Source organism: Variovorax sp. YR752, from assembly GCF_943372545.1.
The window spans coordinates 1-15,573 of sequence record NZ_CALRZC010000202.1 but is presented as its reverse complement, the minus strand read 5'-3'; the positions used below and the strand labels follow the sequence as shown (position 1 = coordinate 15,573).

Below are 15,573 nucleotides of genomic sequence, written 5' to 3'. Positions count from 1 at the left end.
GAACGCAGGGTGAAGGGCTGGGGTGAATCGTTGAGGTAGTTGGCGTCGAGCACGGAGGACAGGCCGATCAGTGCCTGCAAGGTGGCGTTGGGCCAGAAGTTGGGGCTGGCGACGTTGTCGGCGCCGGAGAAGTTGGTGGCGGTGCTGGTGACATTGCCCTGGGAGGCGATGTTGCCGCTGGCGAATCCGCCGCTGATCAGGCTGGGGCCGTTGGTTCCGGCGAACAGGTTGGCCGTCAGCGTGACGGACTGGGTGCCTGAGGGCGCGCTGATGAAGCTGCCGCCCGAGCGCGTGATGACCACCGTGTTGTGCACCATCTGCAGCGTGTTGGTGGTCCACTTCAGGCCCTCGGCGCCATAGGCGATGGCGGTCGAGTTGTCGGCATTGGGCCCCTTGTGGAAGAGGTTGCCGCGCAGGTACACCGCGCCGCCGTTGGGGAAGTCGACGAGGTAGCTGGCCGTGCCGGTGGGGCCGTCCATGAAGTAGCTGTTCTCGATGCGGTTTTCCTTGGCCCGGCTCTTCAGGTTGTGGCCGATCCTGGCCTCGTGGAAGAAGCTGTTGCTGACGCTGAGCCGGGCCGCCTGGCCGATGTAGATGTTGTGCGTGTAGCCGTCGCCGTAGCCGTTGCGGGCGAACTCGCTGCCATCGATGACCACGCTGCTGGCGCTGCCGTCGCCGCCGAGGATGCCGTTCTCGTTGTCGAAGAAGCCGCTGTTGCGGATGGTCAGCGTCCCGCCGTGCTCGGCGCGGATGCCCGCGCCGTTCTGGTCGGGCACCTTGGCGTCGCGGAACTCGATGCTGTCGATGGTGATGTTCGAGCCGTTGACCACCCAGATCGCCTTGCCACCGTAGTGCCGGCCATCGGCGTACAGCCGTGCGCGTCCGCCGATGCCGCAGATGGTGAGGTTGTTGGCCGACCAGGAGGCCACGTCGCCACGGTAGTCGCCCGCGGTGATCTTGACCACGTCGCCGCTTTGCGCCACCGCGGCGGCCGCGCTGGGCACGCTGTAGGTCTTGCCTGCGCCGACCTCGAGCACACGGCCCGTGGCCGTATCACAGGCCGTCCCGGCGCTGGGGGCCGGTGCCGGTGCCGGTGCCGGTGCCGGTGCAGGTGCAGGTGCAGGTGCAGGTGCAGGTGCAGGTGCAGGTGCAGGTGCAGGTGCAGGTGCAGGTGCAGGTGCAGGTGCAGGTGCAGGTGCAGGTGCCGGTGCCGGTGCAGGTGCCGGTGCCGGCGCATTCCCGGTCGCGCCGCTGTCGCCGCCACCGCAGGCAAACAACAGCGCACAGGCATGCAGCAACAACAGGTTGACGGGGCGCTTGGTCTCGTTCATCGGGCGGGCACGCTGGTGGTTTCAGCGAATGCTAGTCCGGTAGCGGATTCCCCTGTAACGAATGGCAGACGACCGCCCAGGGTCTCAGCTGCCGCTCCACAGCCGTGCGCGGTTCGAACTGTCCACCCAGCTCGGGTGGTGCCCGGCGCCCGACTTGTCGCTGATGTCCCCGGGCGCGGGGTTCGGGTTCGCGTACCACACGCTCGAACGCCCGGCGCTGGTGACCAGCGAATCGGCGGCCGCTTCGCTGAGCACGTCGGCCTGGGAAAGCGTGGTGGCAAAGATCTTCAGACCGCGCAACACGCCGCTGAGCCGCTCGTGCTGGTAGCTGGCAAACCAGGGCGAGTCACCGAAGGTCAGCGCCGGCGCAGGCGGCGTGTCGACACCGAAGTACGAAGGAGCCGTGACCTCAATGACGTCGCTCGCCCGGGTGGACGGCAGGTCGATGTAGAAGTGCGCCGTGTGCGTGCCGTCGCCGTTCGCGGTGATCACCAGTGCCTGGCTGTACCAGCGGTCGACCTCCAGTTCGTGCGCGATGCCGGCCCGGGTGTTGATGGTGTCGGTTCCGTAGTCCATGCCGGCCAGTTCCCAGTCGTGCACGGCGGTGGAGGCTCCGCCGCCGCGCGGGTACGGGTGTGCGCCGTAGTAGCTGTCGGAGCTGCCGTTGTTCCACGTAAAGTTGCCGTCGTTCGACCACCAGAAGGTCGCGTAATAGCCATTCTGCTGCCGCGGCCTGATCTTCCAGAGATAGGTCACGCCGGCGTCGCCCGGCCCCCAGAGGGGCAAGCCGTTCAGGTGCGGATCGAGGAATCGAAACGCGACGTAGGCTCCGGTCGGGGCATCGCCGTTGCTGGGGAAGTCCAGTCCGGTCGTGCCCGCAGGCGGTGCCGGTGCCGGTGCCGGCGAGGGAGAAGGGGCCGGCGATGGCGTCGGCGATGGCGATGGCGAAGGGGATGGGGTCGGTGTGGGCGCAGGCGACGGAGCCGGCGCGGGCGACGGAGTGGGCGCGGGCGACGGAGTGGGCGCGGGCGACGGTGACGGCGGCGTACCGCCTGTGCTGCCGTCGTTGCCTCCGCCGCCACACGCGCCAAGCACGGCACTGCCTTGCAGAGCCGCGAAGGCCATCAGCAACCGGCGCCGACGAAGATGGTTCATGGTAGGCAGTCCATTCTCCGTCGGTGGGGCGCCGTCGGCAAATCAGACAGTCACTGTCTTCGCCGTCTCCGCGTACTCCTCGATCTGGTCGAAGTTCATGTAGCGGTAGACACTGGCCGCATCCTTGTTGATGACGCCCATCGCCTCCTGGTACTCGGCGACGGTCGGCAGCTTGCCCAGCTTGGAGGCGATCGCCGCCAGCTCGGCCGAGGCCAGGAACACGTTGGTGTTCTTGCCCAGGCGGTTGGGGAAGTTGCGCGTCGAGGTCGAGACCACCGTGGCGCCTTCGCGCACCTGCGCCTGGTTGCCCATGCACAGGCTGCAGCCCGGCATCTCGGTGCGCGCACCGGCGGTGCCGAAGGCGGCGTAGTGGCCTTCCTTGATCAGCTCGCTCTGGTCCATCTTGGTCGGCGGCGCGACCCACAGCTTGACCGGGATGTCACGCTGGCCGCCGAGCAGCTTGGCCGCGGCGCGGAAGTGGCCGATGTTGGTCATGCACGAGCCGATGAAGGCCTCGTCGATCTTGGTCCCCGCCACGTCCGACAGCAGCTTGGCGTCGTCCGGATCGTTCGGGCAGCACAGCACCGGCTCCTTCAGCTCGTTCAGGTCGATCTCGATGACGGCCGCGTATTCCGCGTCCTTGTCGGCCTCGAGCAGCGTCGGCTTGGCCAGCCAGGCCTCGACCGACTTGATGCGGCGCTCCAGCGTGCGCTTGTCGGCGTAGCCGTCGGCGATCATGTTCTTCATCAGCACGATGTTCGACTTCAGGTACTCGATGACCGGTTCCTTGTCGAGCTTGATCGTGCAGCCGGCGGCGGAACGCTCGGCGCTGGCATCCGACAGTTCGAAGGCCTGTTCGACCTTCAGCTTCGGCAGACCCTCGATCTCGAGGATGCGGCCGCTGAAGATGTTCTTCTTGCCGGCCTTGGCCACCGTCAGCAGCCCGGCTTTGATGGCGGCGTAGGGGATCGCGTGTACCAGGTCGCGCAGCGTCACGCCCGGCTGTATCTCGCCCTTGAAGCGCACCAGCACCGACTCCGGCATGTCCAGCGGCATCACGCCGGTGGCGGCACCGAAGGCGACCAGGCCGGAGCCTGCAGGGAAGGAGATGCCGATCGGGAAGCGGGTGTGCGAGTCGCCGCCGGTGCCCACGGTGTCGGGCAGCAGCAGGCGGTTCAGCCAGCTGTGGATCACGCCGTCGCCCGGGCGCAGCGCCACGCCGCCGCGGTTGCTGATGAAGGCCGGCAGCTCGCGGTGCGTCTTCACGTCGACCGGCTTCGGATAGGCCGCGGTGTGGCAGAACGACTGCATCACCAGGTCGGCGCTGAAGCCCAGGCAGGCCAGGTCCTTCAGCTCGTCGCGTGTCATCGGGCCGGTGGTGTCCTGGCTGCCGACGGTGGTCATCTTCGGCTCGCAGTAGGTGCCCGGGCGCATGCCCTGGCCTTCCGGCAGGCCGCAGGCGCGGCCGACCATCTTCTGCGCCAGCGTGAAGCCGGCCTTCGTCGCCACCGGCGGCTGCGGCAGGCGGAACACGGTGGAGGCGCTCAGGCCGAGGAACTCACGCGCCTTGGCGGTGAGGCTTCTGCCGATGATCAGGTTGATGCGGCCGCCGGCGCGCACCTCGTCGAACAGCACGTCGCTCTTGAGCTTGAACTCGGCGACGGTGGCGCCGTTCTTCACCAGCTTGCCCTCGTAGGGCAGCACCTCGATGACGTCGCCCATCTCGAGCTTGGAGACGTCGACCTCGATCGGCAGCGAGCCGGAGTCTTCCTGCGTGTTGAAGAAGATCGGCGCGATCTTGCCGCCCAGCGTGACGCCGCCGAAGCGCTTGTTCGGCACGAACGGAATGTCCTGGCCGGTGGCCCAGATCACGCTGTTGGTGGCGCTCTTGCGCGACGAGCCGGTGCCGACCACGTCGCCGACGTAGGCGACCAGGTGGCCCTTCTTCTTCAGGTCCTCGATGAACTGCATCGGGCCGCGCTTGCCGTCTTCCTCGGGCTTGAACGCCGCGTCAGGCCGCGTGTTCTTCAGCATCGCCAGGTAGTGCAGCGGGATGTCCGGGCGGCTCCACGCATCCGGTGCGGGCGACAGGTCGTCGGTGTTGGTCTCGCCGGGCACCTTGAAGACGGTGACGGTGATGGCCTTCGGCACCTCCGGGCGGGTGGTGAACCACTCGGCATCGGCCCAGCTCTTCATCACGTCCTTCGCGAAGGCATTGCCGGCCTTGGCCTTCTCGGCGACGTCGTTGAAGAAGTCGAACATCAGCAGCGTCTTCTTCAGCGCCTCGGCGGCGACGCTGGCGACTTCGGCATCGTCGAGCAGTTCGATCAGCGGATGCACGTTGTAGCCGCCGACCATGGTGCCCAGCAGCTCGGTGGCCTTGGCCTTGGAGACCAGGCCGACGGTCAGGTCACCGTGGGCGACGGCGGCGAGGAACGAGGCCTTGACCTTGGCGGCGTCGTCCACGCCGGGCGGGACGCGATGCGTCAGCAGGTCCAGCAGGAATGCATCCTCGCCAGCCGGCGGCGCCTTGATCAGCTCGATCAGCTCGGCGGTCTGCTTGGCATCCAGCGGCAGCGGCGGGATGCCGAGGGCGGCGCGTTCGGCGGCATGTTGGCGATAGGCTTGCAGCATGGGGTGCTCCGGTGCGTTGGCGGGGGCTGGAAGGGGTGTCTTCGGGTTACCCCGATATTTTATGTCTTATATAAGACTTGAGGAAGCATCGCAGTGACGGCTGACGCCGGACTGTCGGCGCGAGCGTCGGTCATCATCGTGACGCACGCAAGAAAAAGGCCCGCACTCGGCGGGCCTTTGGGCGCGCGGAAGACAAAAAGGCCCGCACTCGGCGGGCCTTTCGCGGTGCGGGAGCAGCTTACTTGTTCGCTGCAGCGGCCACGGCAGCCGCCGATTCCTTCTGCTTCTCGTTGACGCAGCCGTCGAGCACGCGCTGGCCGGACTTGCTGTCGAACAGCATCGACTTGTTGGCGATCTGGATGACCAGGAACTGGCCCTTCATGTCTTCCAGGCGGATCGCGCCGGTGCTGGAGGCCACCGGCTTCATCAGCCAGGACTGCTTGCCCGACTTCACCTCGGCGTAGCCGGGGTACTTGGGCAGTGTCGACACTTCGGCGGTCTTGCCGAATTCGCAATCGTAGGTGCCGTAGTGCACACGCTCGGCAGCCGCCATCTGTTCTGCTGAGGCGGGGCCCGGCTCGGCAGCGGGCGCCGGCGCAGCCTTGGCCGCCTTGGCGGGCTTGGTTGCCTTGGCGGCCGGTTTCGCGGCGGGCTTGGCCGGCGTGGCCGTCTGCGCGGTGGCGAGCGAGGCGCCGAGGCACAGGGCGGCGGCGAGGGCGAGGCGGGTCTTCAGGGTCATGGTGGATTCGCGCGAACGCGGGTCGGTGGACGGTGGCGGCAGCATGAGGCCGTGGCGGCCCCCCTTGCAACCAATTGCTGCGCGGTGCGCGCTGCCGCTTACAAGTGCAAACGTGCACCGGCGCCGTGCCGTGGCGCCTTGCACAGTCTGATCAGGCGACGGCCTTGTCGAACCATGCCTGCCGCACCTCGGCCGGCAGCGGCTGGCCGGTGCGGCGGGCACGTTCCAGCACCTGCCAGAAGTAGCGGTAGCTGGCACGATCGTGCAGCGTGTCGCGGTGGCGGATCGGTGCCCACTGCGCGGCCTGGGCGGCGCGGATGATCTCGATGGCGAGGTCGGTCTCGGCGACCGTCGGCGCGAAGGCGTCGACGATGGTTCGCACCTGGTCGGGGTGGATGCTCCACATGCGCGTGTAGCCGAACTCGCGCGTGGCGCGTGTGGCGGCGCCGGACAGCGCGCGCAGATCCTTGAACTCGGTGACCACGCAGTGAGAGGGCGCCTTGCCGTGCGCGTGGCAGGCCGCGGCGATCTCCAGCTTGGCGCGACGCACCAGCGGGTGGTTGAACTGGCCCTCGGCGCTCATCGCGCTGGCAGGAATCGCGCCGCGGTGCGCCGAGACGAAGTCCATCAGGCCGAAGGAGACCGACTCGATGCGCGGGTGAGCCGCGATGGCGTCGACCTCGCGCAGCGCGCCGTGCGTCTCGACCAGCACATGCACGGGAATCTCTCGCCCGTGGCCGTGGATGCGGATGAAGTGGTCGATCTCGTCGATGGCGCGCCGGACGTCGGCCAGGCCGCGCGGCTTGGGCACCATCAGGTAGGCCAGCCGCGAACCGGCGCGGCGCACCAGCGTATCGACGTCGTGCTCGAAGGCCGGGTGGTCGACCGGGTGGACGCGCGCGCCGACCCGCTCGAAGCGGTTGGTGGCCGACATGACCAGTTCGGCGCACAGGTTGGCGTGTTCGAGCTCCCCGCCGACCGGCGCGCCATCCTCGCAATCGAGCGTGACGTCGAACACCGGCCCGAGCTCGGCCTGCAGCTCGAGGCTCTTGCGCATGCGTACCTCGACGCCGCTGTAGTGATCGCACACCGGCAGGGCCGGTGCGTGATCGTCGGCGTCGAACAGCGCCTCTCTGGGGGTCATGCTCAATCCCTCGAAGCGGCGCGGGCCGCCGCGAGCGGCGGCCGGGGTGCCGTCATCAAAGCAGGTGCTTGACGCCGTCCTGCTCGCCCTGCAGCTCGGCCAGCGTCTTGTTGATGCACTCCTGGCTGAAGGCATCGATCGTCAGGCCCTCGACGATCTTGTACTTGCCACCCTCGGTGGTGACGGGGAAGCCGAACATCACGTCCTTCGGGATGCCGTACTCGCCGTTGCTGGGCACGCCCATGGTGACCCACTCGCCCTTGCTGCCGAGCGCCCAGTCGCGCATGTGGTCGATGGCGGCATTGGCGGCCGAAGCGGCCGACGACAGGCCGCGCGCCGCGATGATCGCCGCGCCGCGCTTGCCGACGGTGGGCAGGAACACGTCCTTGTTCCAGGTCTGGTCGTTGATGGCGTCCTTGACCGACTTGCCGTCGACCGTCGCGAAGCGGTAGTCGGCGTACATCGTCGGCGAGTGATTGCCCCACACGGTCAGCTTGCGGATGTCGCCGACCTTGAAGCCGCCCTTGGCCGCCAGTTGCGACGCAGCGCGGTTGTGGTCCAGGCGCAGCATGGCGGTGAAGTTCTCGCGCGGCAGGTCCGGCGCGCTCTTCATCGCGATGTAGGCGTTGGTGTTGGCCGGGTTGCCGACCACCAGCACCTTCACGTCGCGCGACGCGACGGCGTTCAGCGCCTTGCCCTGGGCGGTGAAGATCTGCGCGTTGGCGGCCAGCAGGTCGGCGCGCTCCATGCCGGGGCCGCGCGGGCGGGCGCCGACGAGCAGCGCGTAGTCGGTGCCCTTGAATGCCTGCATCGGGTCGCTGTGGGCCTCGATGCCGGCCAGCAGCGGGAAGGCGCAGTCCTCGAGTTCCATGATCACGCCCTTCAGCGCGTTCTGGGCCTTCTCGTCCGGGATCTCCAGCAACTGCAGGATCACGGGCTGGTCCTTGCCCAGCATCTCGCCGGAGGCGATGCGGAACAGCAGCGCGTAGCCGATCTGGCCGGCAGCGCCAGTGACGGCGACTCGAACGGGTTTCTTGCTCATGGAAGGCTCCGGAAGAGAGAAGAGGGGTCTTTTGGGAGGGTTCAGGCCGGAAGTGTAGGACGAAGAAGGCTGTGGGGCGAGGGGAATCCCGAGTCTTATGTCTTCTATAAGACATCTGTCAGCTGATCATGGACGATGGGCGGCTGTTGTGCTGCAATCGGGTCATGTCCAGCGCCGTTTCCGAGTCGCCGAGCCCCGCCTTCAGTCCGCTGTACCAGCAGATCAAGGCGCTGATGGTGCGCGACCTGCAGGCCGGCGTGTGGGGCCCGGGCGAGGCGATTCCCAGCGAAACCGAGCTGGCAATGCGCTTCAAGGTCAGCCAGGGCACGGTGCGCAAGGCGATCGACGAGCTGGCCACCGAGAACCTGCTGGTGCGCCGCCAGGGCAAGGGCACCTTCGTCGCCACCCACGCCGAGCAGACCACGCAGTACCGCTTCCTGCGCCTGCAGCCCGACGACGGTGTGACCGACGGCGGCACGCAGCGCCGCTTCATCGACTGCCGCCGCCTGCGCGCACCGGCCGACGTGGCGCGCTCGCTCGGCCTGCGCTCGGGCGACGCGGCGATCCAGATCAAGCGCCTGCTGTCGCTGCGCGGCGTGCCGGTGGTGTTCGACGAGATCTGGCTGCCGGCTGCGCCCTTCAAGGGTCTGACGGCCGAGAAGCTCGGCAGCTACCGCGGGCCGATGTACGGCCTGTTCGAGTCGGAGTACGGCGTGCGCATGATCCGCGCCGAGGAGAAGATCCGCGCGGTCGCGGCCGAAGGCCAGGTGGCCGAACTGCTGGCGGTGACGCCCGGCACGCCGCTGCTGTCGGTCGAGCGCTTGTCGCTGAGTTATGGCGACAAGCCGGTCGAACTGCGCCGCGGCCTCTACAACACGGCGGCGCACCACTATCGCAACGAGCTGAGTTGAAGCGCCTCTGAATCGCGGCGGTCCTGCGGTGCGCAAGCGCCATGCAAGCCTGCTGCAGTGCAATAGAATCGTTTGGTTTCGCGTCGATTACACCTTCACCGAAGACAAGGCTGGGCATGGCAGACACCCTCAAACAGCGGCCCGAGTTCCGCAACATCCACGTCTCCCAGATCGTCGCGTACCGCCTGCCACCGGCGGGCATCGTGTCGATCCTGCACCGCGTCAGCGGGGTGGTGATGTTCCTGCTGATGCCGTTCATCATCTGGATGTTCGACGCCAGCGTCACCTCCGAGGTCTCCTACGGTGCGTTCAAGGCGGCCTTCGCGGCCGGCGTCGGCTTCCTGCCCGGCTGGGTCCTGAAGCTCGTCGTGCTGGGTCTGATCTGGGCCTACCTGCACCACCTGATCGCCGGCGTCCGCCACCTGTGGATGGATGCCACGCATGCGGTCACGAAGGAGTTCGGCCACCTGTCGGCCCTCGTGACGCTGGCCCTGAGCGTGCTGCTCACGCTCGCGCTGGGCTTCAAGCTGTTCTTCTGAGAACCTTCCCCATGGCACAGAACTTCGGATCCAAGCGCATCGTCAGCGGTGCGCACTACGGCCTGCGAGACTGGCTCGCGCAGCGCATCACCGCGGCGCTGATGGCGCTGTTCACCCTCGTGCTGATCGTGCAGGTGCTGCTGCCCGGCGAGATGGGCTACGACAAGTGGGCCGGCATCTTCAGCCGGCAGTGGATGAAGGTGCTGACCTTCGTCGTCATCGTTTCGCTGCTGTACCACGTGTGGGTGGGCATGCGCGATGTCTGGATGGACTACGTGAAGCCGGTGGGCATCAAGCTGGCGCTGCAGGTGTTCACGATCGTCTGGCTGGTGGGCTGCGCGGGTTGGGCCGTCCAGGTTCTCTGGAGACTGTGATTTCATGACTTCCAACAACGTCTCGAAGCGCAAGTTCGACGTCGTCATCGTCGGCGCCGGCGGCTCCGGCATGCGCGCCTCGCTGCAACTGGCGCGCGCCGGCCTGAACGTCGCCGTGTTGTCCAAGGTGTTCCCGACGCGCTCGCACACCGTCGCCGCGCAGGGCGGCATCGGCGCCTCGCTGGGCAACATGAGCGAGGACAACTGGCACTACCACTTCTTCGACACCGTCAAGGGTTCCGACTGGCTGGGCGACCAGGACGCGATCGAGTTCATGTGTCGCGAGGCGCCCAAGGTCGTCTACGAGCTCGAGCATTTCGGCATGCCGTTCGACCGCAACCCCGACGGCACCATCTACCAGCGCCCGTTCGGCGGCCACACCGCCAACTACGGCGAGAAGCCGGTGCAGCGCGCCTGCGCCGCGGCCGACCGTACCGGTCACGCGATGCTGCACACGCTGTACCAGCAGAACGTCAAGTCGCGCACCAACTTCTTCGTCGAGTGGATGGCGCTCGATCTGATCCGCGACGCCGAGGGCGACGTGGTCGGCGTGACGGCGCTCGAAATGGAGACCGGCGAGCTGCACATCTTCGAAGCCAAGACCGTGCTGCTGGCCACCGGCGGCGCAGGCCGCATCTTCGCGGCCAGCACCAACGCCTTCATCAACACCGGCGACGGCCTGGGCATGGCGGCGCGTGCCGGCATCCCGCTCGAGGACATGGAGTTCTGGCAGTTCCACCCGACCGGCGTGCACAACGCCGGCGTGCTGCTGACCGAAGGCTGCCGCGGCGAGGGCGCGATCCTGCGCAACAGCAGCGGCGAGCGCTTCATGGAGCGCTACGCGCCGACGCTGAAGGACCTGGCGCCGCGCGACTTCGTCTCGCGCTGCATGGACCAGGAGATCAAGGAAGGGCGCGGCTGTGGTCCGAACAAGGACTACATCCAGCTCGACATGACGCACCTGGGCGCCGAGACCATCATGAAGCGCCTGCCCAGCGTGTTCGAGATCGGCCACAACTTCGCCAATGTCGACATCACCAAGGAGCCGATCCCCGTGGTGCCGACCATCCACTACCAGATGGGTGGCATCCCGACCAACATCCACGGCCAGGTGGTGGTGCCGAAGAATGGCGTGCCGAATGCGGTGGTGGGCGGCCTCTACGCGGTGGGCGAGTGCTCCTGCGTCAGCGTGCACGGCGCCAACCGCCTGGGCACCAACTCTCTGCTCGACCTGCTGGTGTTCGGCCGCGCGGCCGGCAACCACATCGTCGACAGCGCGCTGAAGACGAGGAGCCACAAGGATCTGCCGGCCGACGCCGCCGACCGCACGCTGGCGCGCCTGGCCCGCTTCGAGAAGAGCACCGGCGGCGAGTACGCGCAGGACGTCGCCAACGACCTGCGCACGGCGATGCAGCAGCACGCCGGCGTGTTCCGCACCCAGGCCTCGATGGACGAGGGCGTGGTGAAGGTCAAGGCGATCGCCGAGCGCGCCAAGAGCATCCACCTGGCCGACAAGTCGAAGGTGTTCAACACGGCGCGCATCGAGGCGCTCGAGGTCGAGAACCTGATGGAGTCGGCGCTGGCGACGATGATCTCGGCGGCGGCCCGCCACGAGAGCCGTGGCGCCCATACCGTCAACGACTACGGTGACACCGCGGAGCACCCGAACGGCCGCAACGACGCCGAGTGGATGAAGCACACGCTGTGGTACAGCGAGGGCAATCGCCTCGACTACAAGCCGGTGAACCTGAAGCCACTGACGGCCGAGTCGATTCCGCCCAAGGTCCGTACCTTCTGACCATGACCCAATCACGATTCACGAAGCGGGCCGAGCGCCGGGCCGCTCCCAAGCCGGCCCGCATCCCCACGGGGGATAGGCCGGCGTACTCGACGGCCGAGGGGCTCCAATGACCAAGCGCGTCTTCCAGATCTACCGCTACGACCCCGACACCGACGCCAAGCCGCGCATGCAGACCCTCGAGGTCGAGCTCGACGGTTCCGAGCGCATGCTGCTCGACGCGCTGATGAAGCTGAAGGCGGTCGACCCGACGCTGAGCTTCCGCCGCAGCTGCCGCGAAGGTGTGTGCGGCTCGGACGCGATGAACATCAACGGCAAGAACGGCCTGGCCTGCCTGACCAACATGCGCACGCTGCCCGACGTGGTGGTACTCAAGCCGCTGCCCGGTCTGCCCGTCATCCGCGACCTGATCGTGGACATGACGCAGTTCTTCAAGCAGTACCACTCGATCAAGCCCTACCTCGTCAACGACGAGCAGCCGCCCGACAAGGAGCGCCTGCAGTCGCCCGAGGAGCGCGACGAACTCAACGGGCTGTACGAGTGCATCCTGTGCGCGAGCTGCAGCACCTCCTGCCCGAGTTTCTGGTGGAACCCGGACAAGTTCGTCGGCCCGGCCGGCCTGCTGCAGGCCTACCGCTTCATCGCCGACAGCCGCGACCAGGACACCGCCGGCCGCCTCGACAACCTCGAGGACCCGTACCGCCTGTTCCGCTGCCACACGATCATGAACTGCGTCGACGTCTGCCCGAAGGGCCTGAACCCGACCAAGGCGATCGGCAAGATCAAGGAGCTGATGGTCCGCCGCGCGGTCTGACCATCGCCTGGACGAGCACCATGCCCGCGCTGATCGACGAACGAGCCCTCTCCAAGCTGCGCTGGCGCTGCCGGCGCGGCCTGCTCGAGAACGACCTGTTCGTCGAGCGCTTCTTCGAGAAGAACGCGGGCTGCATCACCGAAGGCCAGGCCGCCGGCATGCTGGCGCTGATGGATCTTGCCGACAACGACCTGCTCGACCTGTTGCTGCGCCGCAAGGAGCCCGAGGGTGACCTGGCGCGCGACGACGTGATGGAGGTGCTGCGCCTGATGCGCACCCCGCTCGCCAATCAAGAAGAACGACAAGACGCCCCAGGGCCGACAAGAGCCCGCCCGGTGGAGACAAGACCGGCCCCAACCTCGCCCAGCCACTAAGGAACCGACCATGACTCCGTCTGACGTCAAAGCCACCCTGTCATTCTCGGACGGCAGCCCGAGCATGGACCTGCCGATCTACAAGGGCTCCATCGGCCCCGACGTGATCGACATCCGCAAGCTCTACGCGCAGACCGGCAAGTTCACCTACGACCCGGGCTTCCTGTCCACCGCGTCGTGCCAGTCGACGATCACCTACATCGATGGCGACAAGGGCGAGCTGCTGTACCGCGGCTACCCGATCGAGCAGTTGGCGACCAACTGCGACTTCCTCGAGACCTGCTACCTGCTGCTCAAGGGCGAGCTGCCCAACGCGACGCAGAAGACCGACTTCACCAAGCTCGTGACCAACCACACCATGGTCAACGAGCAGATGCAGTTCTTCCTGCGCGGCTTCCGCCGCGACGCGCACCCGATGGCGGTGATGACGGGTCTGGTCGGCGCGCTGTCGGCCTTCTATCACGACAGCACCGACATCAACAACCCGCAGCACCGCGAGGTCGCGGCGATCCGCCTGATCGCCAAGATGCCGACGCTGGTGGCGATGGCCTACAAGTACGGCACCGGCCAGCCCTACATCTACCCGAAGAACTCGCTGAGCTACTCGGCGAACTTCATGCGCATGATGTTCGCGACGCCCTGCGAGGAGTACGAGCCGAACGACGTGCTGGTGCGCGCCATCGACCGCATCTTCATCCTGCACGCCGACCACGAGCAGAACGCCTCGACCTCGACGGTGCGCCTGTGCGGCTCGTCGGGCACCAACCCGTTCGCGGCCATCGCCGCCGGCGTGGCCTGCCTGTGGGGCCCGGCACACGGTGGCGCCAACGAGGCGGCGCTGAACATGCTGGAAGACGTGCAGAAGATGGGCGGCGTCGAGAAGATCGGCGAGTTCATCAAGCAGGTGAAGGACAAGAACTCCAACGTCAAGCTGATGGGCTTCGGTCACCGGGTCTACAAGAACTACGACCCGCGCGCCAAGCTGATGCGCGAGACCTGCCACGAGGTGCTGGGCGCGCTGGGCAAGAACAACGACCCGATCCTCAAGCTGGCGATGGAGCTGGAGAAGATCGCGCTGGAAGACGAATACTTCGTCGCCCGCAAGCTGTACCCGAACGTGGACTTCTACTCCGGCATCGTGCAGCGCGCCATCGGCATCCCGGTGAGCCTGTTCACCGCGATCTTCGCGCTGGCCCGCACGGTCGGCTGGATCGCCCAGCTCAACGAGATGATCGGCGACCCGGAGTACAAGATCGGCCGTCCGCGCCAGCTCTACCACGGCTCGGTGCGCCGCGACGTCAAGCCGATGTCGCAGCGCGGCTGATTCCCGAGTCGACCCCGTCGCGAAGGCCCCAGCACGCGAGTGCCGGGGCCTTTTGTCTGCCAAGCGCCTAAAATTGCTGGTTCCCTGCTGAACCTGCCGCGAGAGCCCATGCCCCGCACCCTGTACGACAAGATCTGGGACGAACACGTCGTCCACACCGAGGAAGACGGCACCTCGGTGCTCTACATCGATCGCCACCTGGTGCACGAAGTGACCAGTCCGCAGGCCTTCGAAGGGCTGCGTCTGGCCGGCCGCAAGCCCTGGCGTGTCAGCTCGATCGTTGCCACTGCCGACCACAACACGCCGACCACCGGCTGGGATCGCGGCTACGACGGAATCACCGACCCGACCTCCAAGCAGCAGGTCACCACGCTCGACGCCAACATCAAGGCTTTCGGGGCGGCGGCGTTCTTTCCCTTCCTCGACAAGCGCCAGGGCATCGTGCACGTCATCGGGCCGGAGCAGGGCGCCACGCTGCCCGGCATGACGGTGGTCTGCGGCGATTCGCACACCTCGACGCACGGCGCCTTTGGTGCGCTGGCGCACGGCATCGGCACCAGCGAGGTCGAGCATGTGCTGGCCACGCAGACGCTGCTGGCGAAGAAGGCGAAGAACATGCTGGTCAAGGTCGAGGGCCAGCTTGCGCGCGGCTGCTCGGCCAAGGACATCGTGCTGGCGATCATCGGCAAGATCGGCACGGCCGGCGGCACCGGCTACACGATCGAGTTCGGCGGCTCGGCGATCCGCGCGCTGTCGATGGAAGGCCGCATGACGGTGTGCAACATGGCGATCGAGGGCGGCGCGCGTGCCGGGCTGGTGGCGGTGGACGAGACGACGATCGCCTACGTCAAAGGCCGTCCTTTCGCACCGGCAGGCCTCGAGTGGGAGCAGGCCGTCGCCTACTGGTGCACGCTGCGGTCCGACGACGACGCGGTGTGGGACGCCATCGTCGAGCTCGACGCCAGCCAGATCCGCCCGCAGGTCACCTGGGGCACCTCGCCGGAGATGGTGCTGTCCATCGAAGACCGCGTGCCCGATCCGGACCGCGAGAAGGACGCCGGCCGCCGCGGTGCGATGGAGCGTGCGCTGCAGTACATGGCGCTGGAGCCGAACAAGCCGATTGCCGACATCCTGATCGACAAGGTGTTCATCGGTTCGTGCACCAATTCCCGCATCGAGGATCTGCGCGAGGCCGCCGCCGTGGTGCGCAAGCTCGGGCGGCGTGTCGCCGCCAACGTCAAGCTCGCGATGGTGGTGCCGGGCTCGGGCCTGGTGAAGGCGCAGGCCGAGCGCGAAGGCCTGCACGAGGTCTTCAGGGCCGCTGGCTTCGAATGGCGCGAGCCGGGCTGCTCGATGTGCCTGGCGATGAATGCCGACCGGCTCGAGCCGGGCGA

General features: G+C 67.3%; 15 protein-coding genes. 9 read left to right on the top strand and 6 right to left on the bottom strand.

The annotated features are described in order from the left end of the window. A partial coding sequence (locus AAG801_RS32180) for a right-handed parallel beta-helix repeat-containing protein (protein WP_341892059.1) occupies positions 1-1,037 on the bottom strand: 1,037 nt, incomplete at its 3' end. A gap of 44 nt (positions 1,038-1,081) precedes the next feature. Between AAG801_RS32180 and AAG801_RS32175 the strand changes: the two genes are divergently transcribed. Continuing rightward, complete coding sequence (locus AAG801_RS32175; RefSeq protein WP_341892058.1) at positions 1,082-1,309, top strand: hypothetical protein; 228 nt, start codon at positions 1,082-1,084, stop codon at positions 1,307-1,309. A gap of 106 nt (positions 1,310-1,415) precedes the next feature. Here the strand turns inward: AAG801_RS32175 and AAG801_RS32170 are convergent, their stop codons facing one another. The 5 genes from AAG801_RS32170 to AAG801_RS32150 all read right to left on the bottom strand — a co-directional run bounded on the left by AAG801_RS32170 (position 1,416) and on the right by AAG801_RS32150 (position 8,045). Then, a complete protein-coding gene (locus AAG801_RS32170) occupies positions 1,416-2,117 on the bottom strand; it encodes a hypothetical protein (protein ID WP_341892057.1) in 702 nt (233 codons plus the stop codon). A gap of 411 nt (positions 2,118-2,528) precedes the next feature. Further along, positions 2,529-5,120, bottom strand: a complete 2,592-nt coding sequence (gene acnB / locus AAG801_RS32165) for a bifunctional aconitate hydratase 2/2-methylisocitrate dehydratase (RefSeq protein WP_341892056.1) — start codon at positions 5,118-5,120, stop codon at positions 2,529-2,531. Positions 5,121-5,358: 238 nt separating this feature from the next. Further along, on the bottom strand, positions 5,359-5,859 hold the full coding sequence (locus AAG801_RS32160) for a hypothetical protein (protein ID WP_341892055.1): 501 nt from the start codon (positions 5,857-5,859) through the stop codon (positions 5,359-5,361). Between the two features lie 151 nt (positions 5,860-6,010). After that, entirely contained in the window at positions 6,011-7,003 is a 993-nt protein-coding gene (locus tag AAG801_RS32155) for an aldolase/citrate lyase family protein (RefSeq protein WP_341892054.1), read from the bottom strand. A 55-nt stretch (positions 7,004-7,058) separates the two neighbouring features. Beyond that, positions 7,059-8,045 carry a malate dehydrogenase gene (locus tag AAG801_RS32150; protein WP_341892053.1) on the bottom strand — a complete coding sequence of 329 codons (987 nt, stop codon included), beginning with the start codon at positions 8,043-8,045 and terminating at the stop codon, positions 7,059-7,061. A gap of 164 nt (positions 8,046-8,209) precedes the next feature. Between AAG801_RS32150 and AAG801_RS32145 the strand changes: the two genes are divergently transcribed. From AAG801_RS32145 to leuC, 8 genes are all read left to right on the top strand, one after another. Continuing rightward, entirely contained in the window at positions 8,210-8,956 is a 747-nt protein-coding gene (locus tag AAG801_RS32145) for a GntR family transcriptional regulator (RefSeq protein WP_341892052.1), read from the top strand. A gap of 116 nt (positions 8,957-9,072) precedes the next feature. Continuing rightward, a complete protein-coding gene (gene sdhC / locus AAG801_RS32140) occupies positions 9,073-9,495 on the top strand; it encodes a succinate dehydrogenase, cytochrome b556 subunit (RefSeq protein ID WP_341892051.1) in 423 nt (140 codons plus the stop codon). An 11-nt stretch (positions 9,496-9,506) separates the two neighbouring features. After that, complete coding sequence (gene sdhD / locus AAG801_RS32135; protein WP_341892050.1) at positions 9,507-9,869, top strand: succinate dehydrogenase, hydrophobic membrane anchor protein; 363 nt, start codon at positions 9,507-9,509, stop codon at positions 9,867-9,869. 4 nt (positions 9,870-9,873) lie between these two features. After that, positions 9,874-11,667 carry a succinate dehydrogenase flavoprotein subunit gene (sdhA, locus tag AAG801_RS32130; RefSeq protein ID WP_341892049.1) on the top strand — a complete coding sequence of 598 codons (1,794 nt, stop codon included), beginning with the start codon at positions 9,874-9,876 and terminating at the stop codon, positions 11,665-11,667. 109 nt (positions 11,668-11,776) lie between these two features. After that, positions 11,777-12,481, top strand: coding sequence for a succinate dehydrogenase iron-sulfur subunit (locus AAG801_RS32125; protein WP_341892048.1), 705 nt, complete (start codon positions 11,777-11,779; stop codon positions 12,479-12,481). Between the two features lie 20 nt (positions 12,482-12,501). Beyond that, positions 12,502-12,855, top strand: a complete 354-nt coding sequence (locus tag AAG801_RS32120; protein ID WP_341892047.1) for a succinate dehydrogenase assembly factor 2 — start codon at positions 12,502-12,504, stop codon at positions 12,853-12,855. Between the two features lie 10 nt (positions 12,856-12,865). Next, a complete protein-coding gene (gene gltA, locus AAG801_RS32115) occupies positions 12,866-14,179 on the top strand; it encodes a citrate synthase (RefSeq protein WP_341892046.1) in 1,314 nt (437 codons plus the stop codon). A gap of 108 nt (positions 14,180-14,287) precedes the next feature. Next, a partial coding sequence (gene leuC / locus AAG801_RS32110; RefSeq protein WP_341892045.1) for a 3-isopropylmalate dehydratase large subunit occupies positions 14,288-15,573 on the top strand: 1,286 nt, incomplete at its 3' end.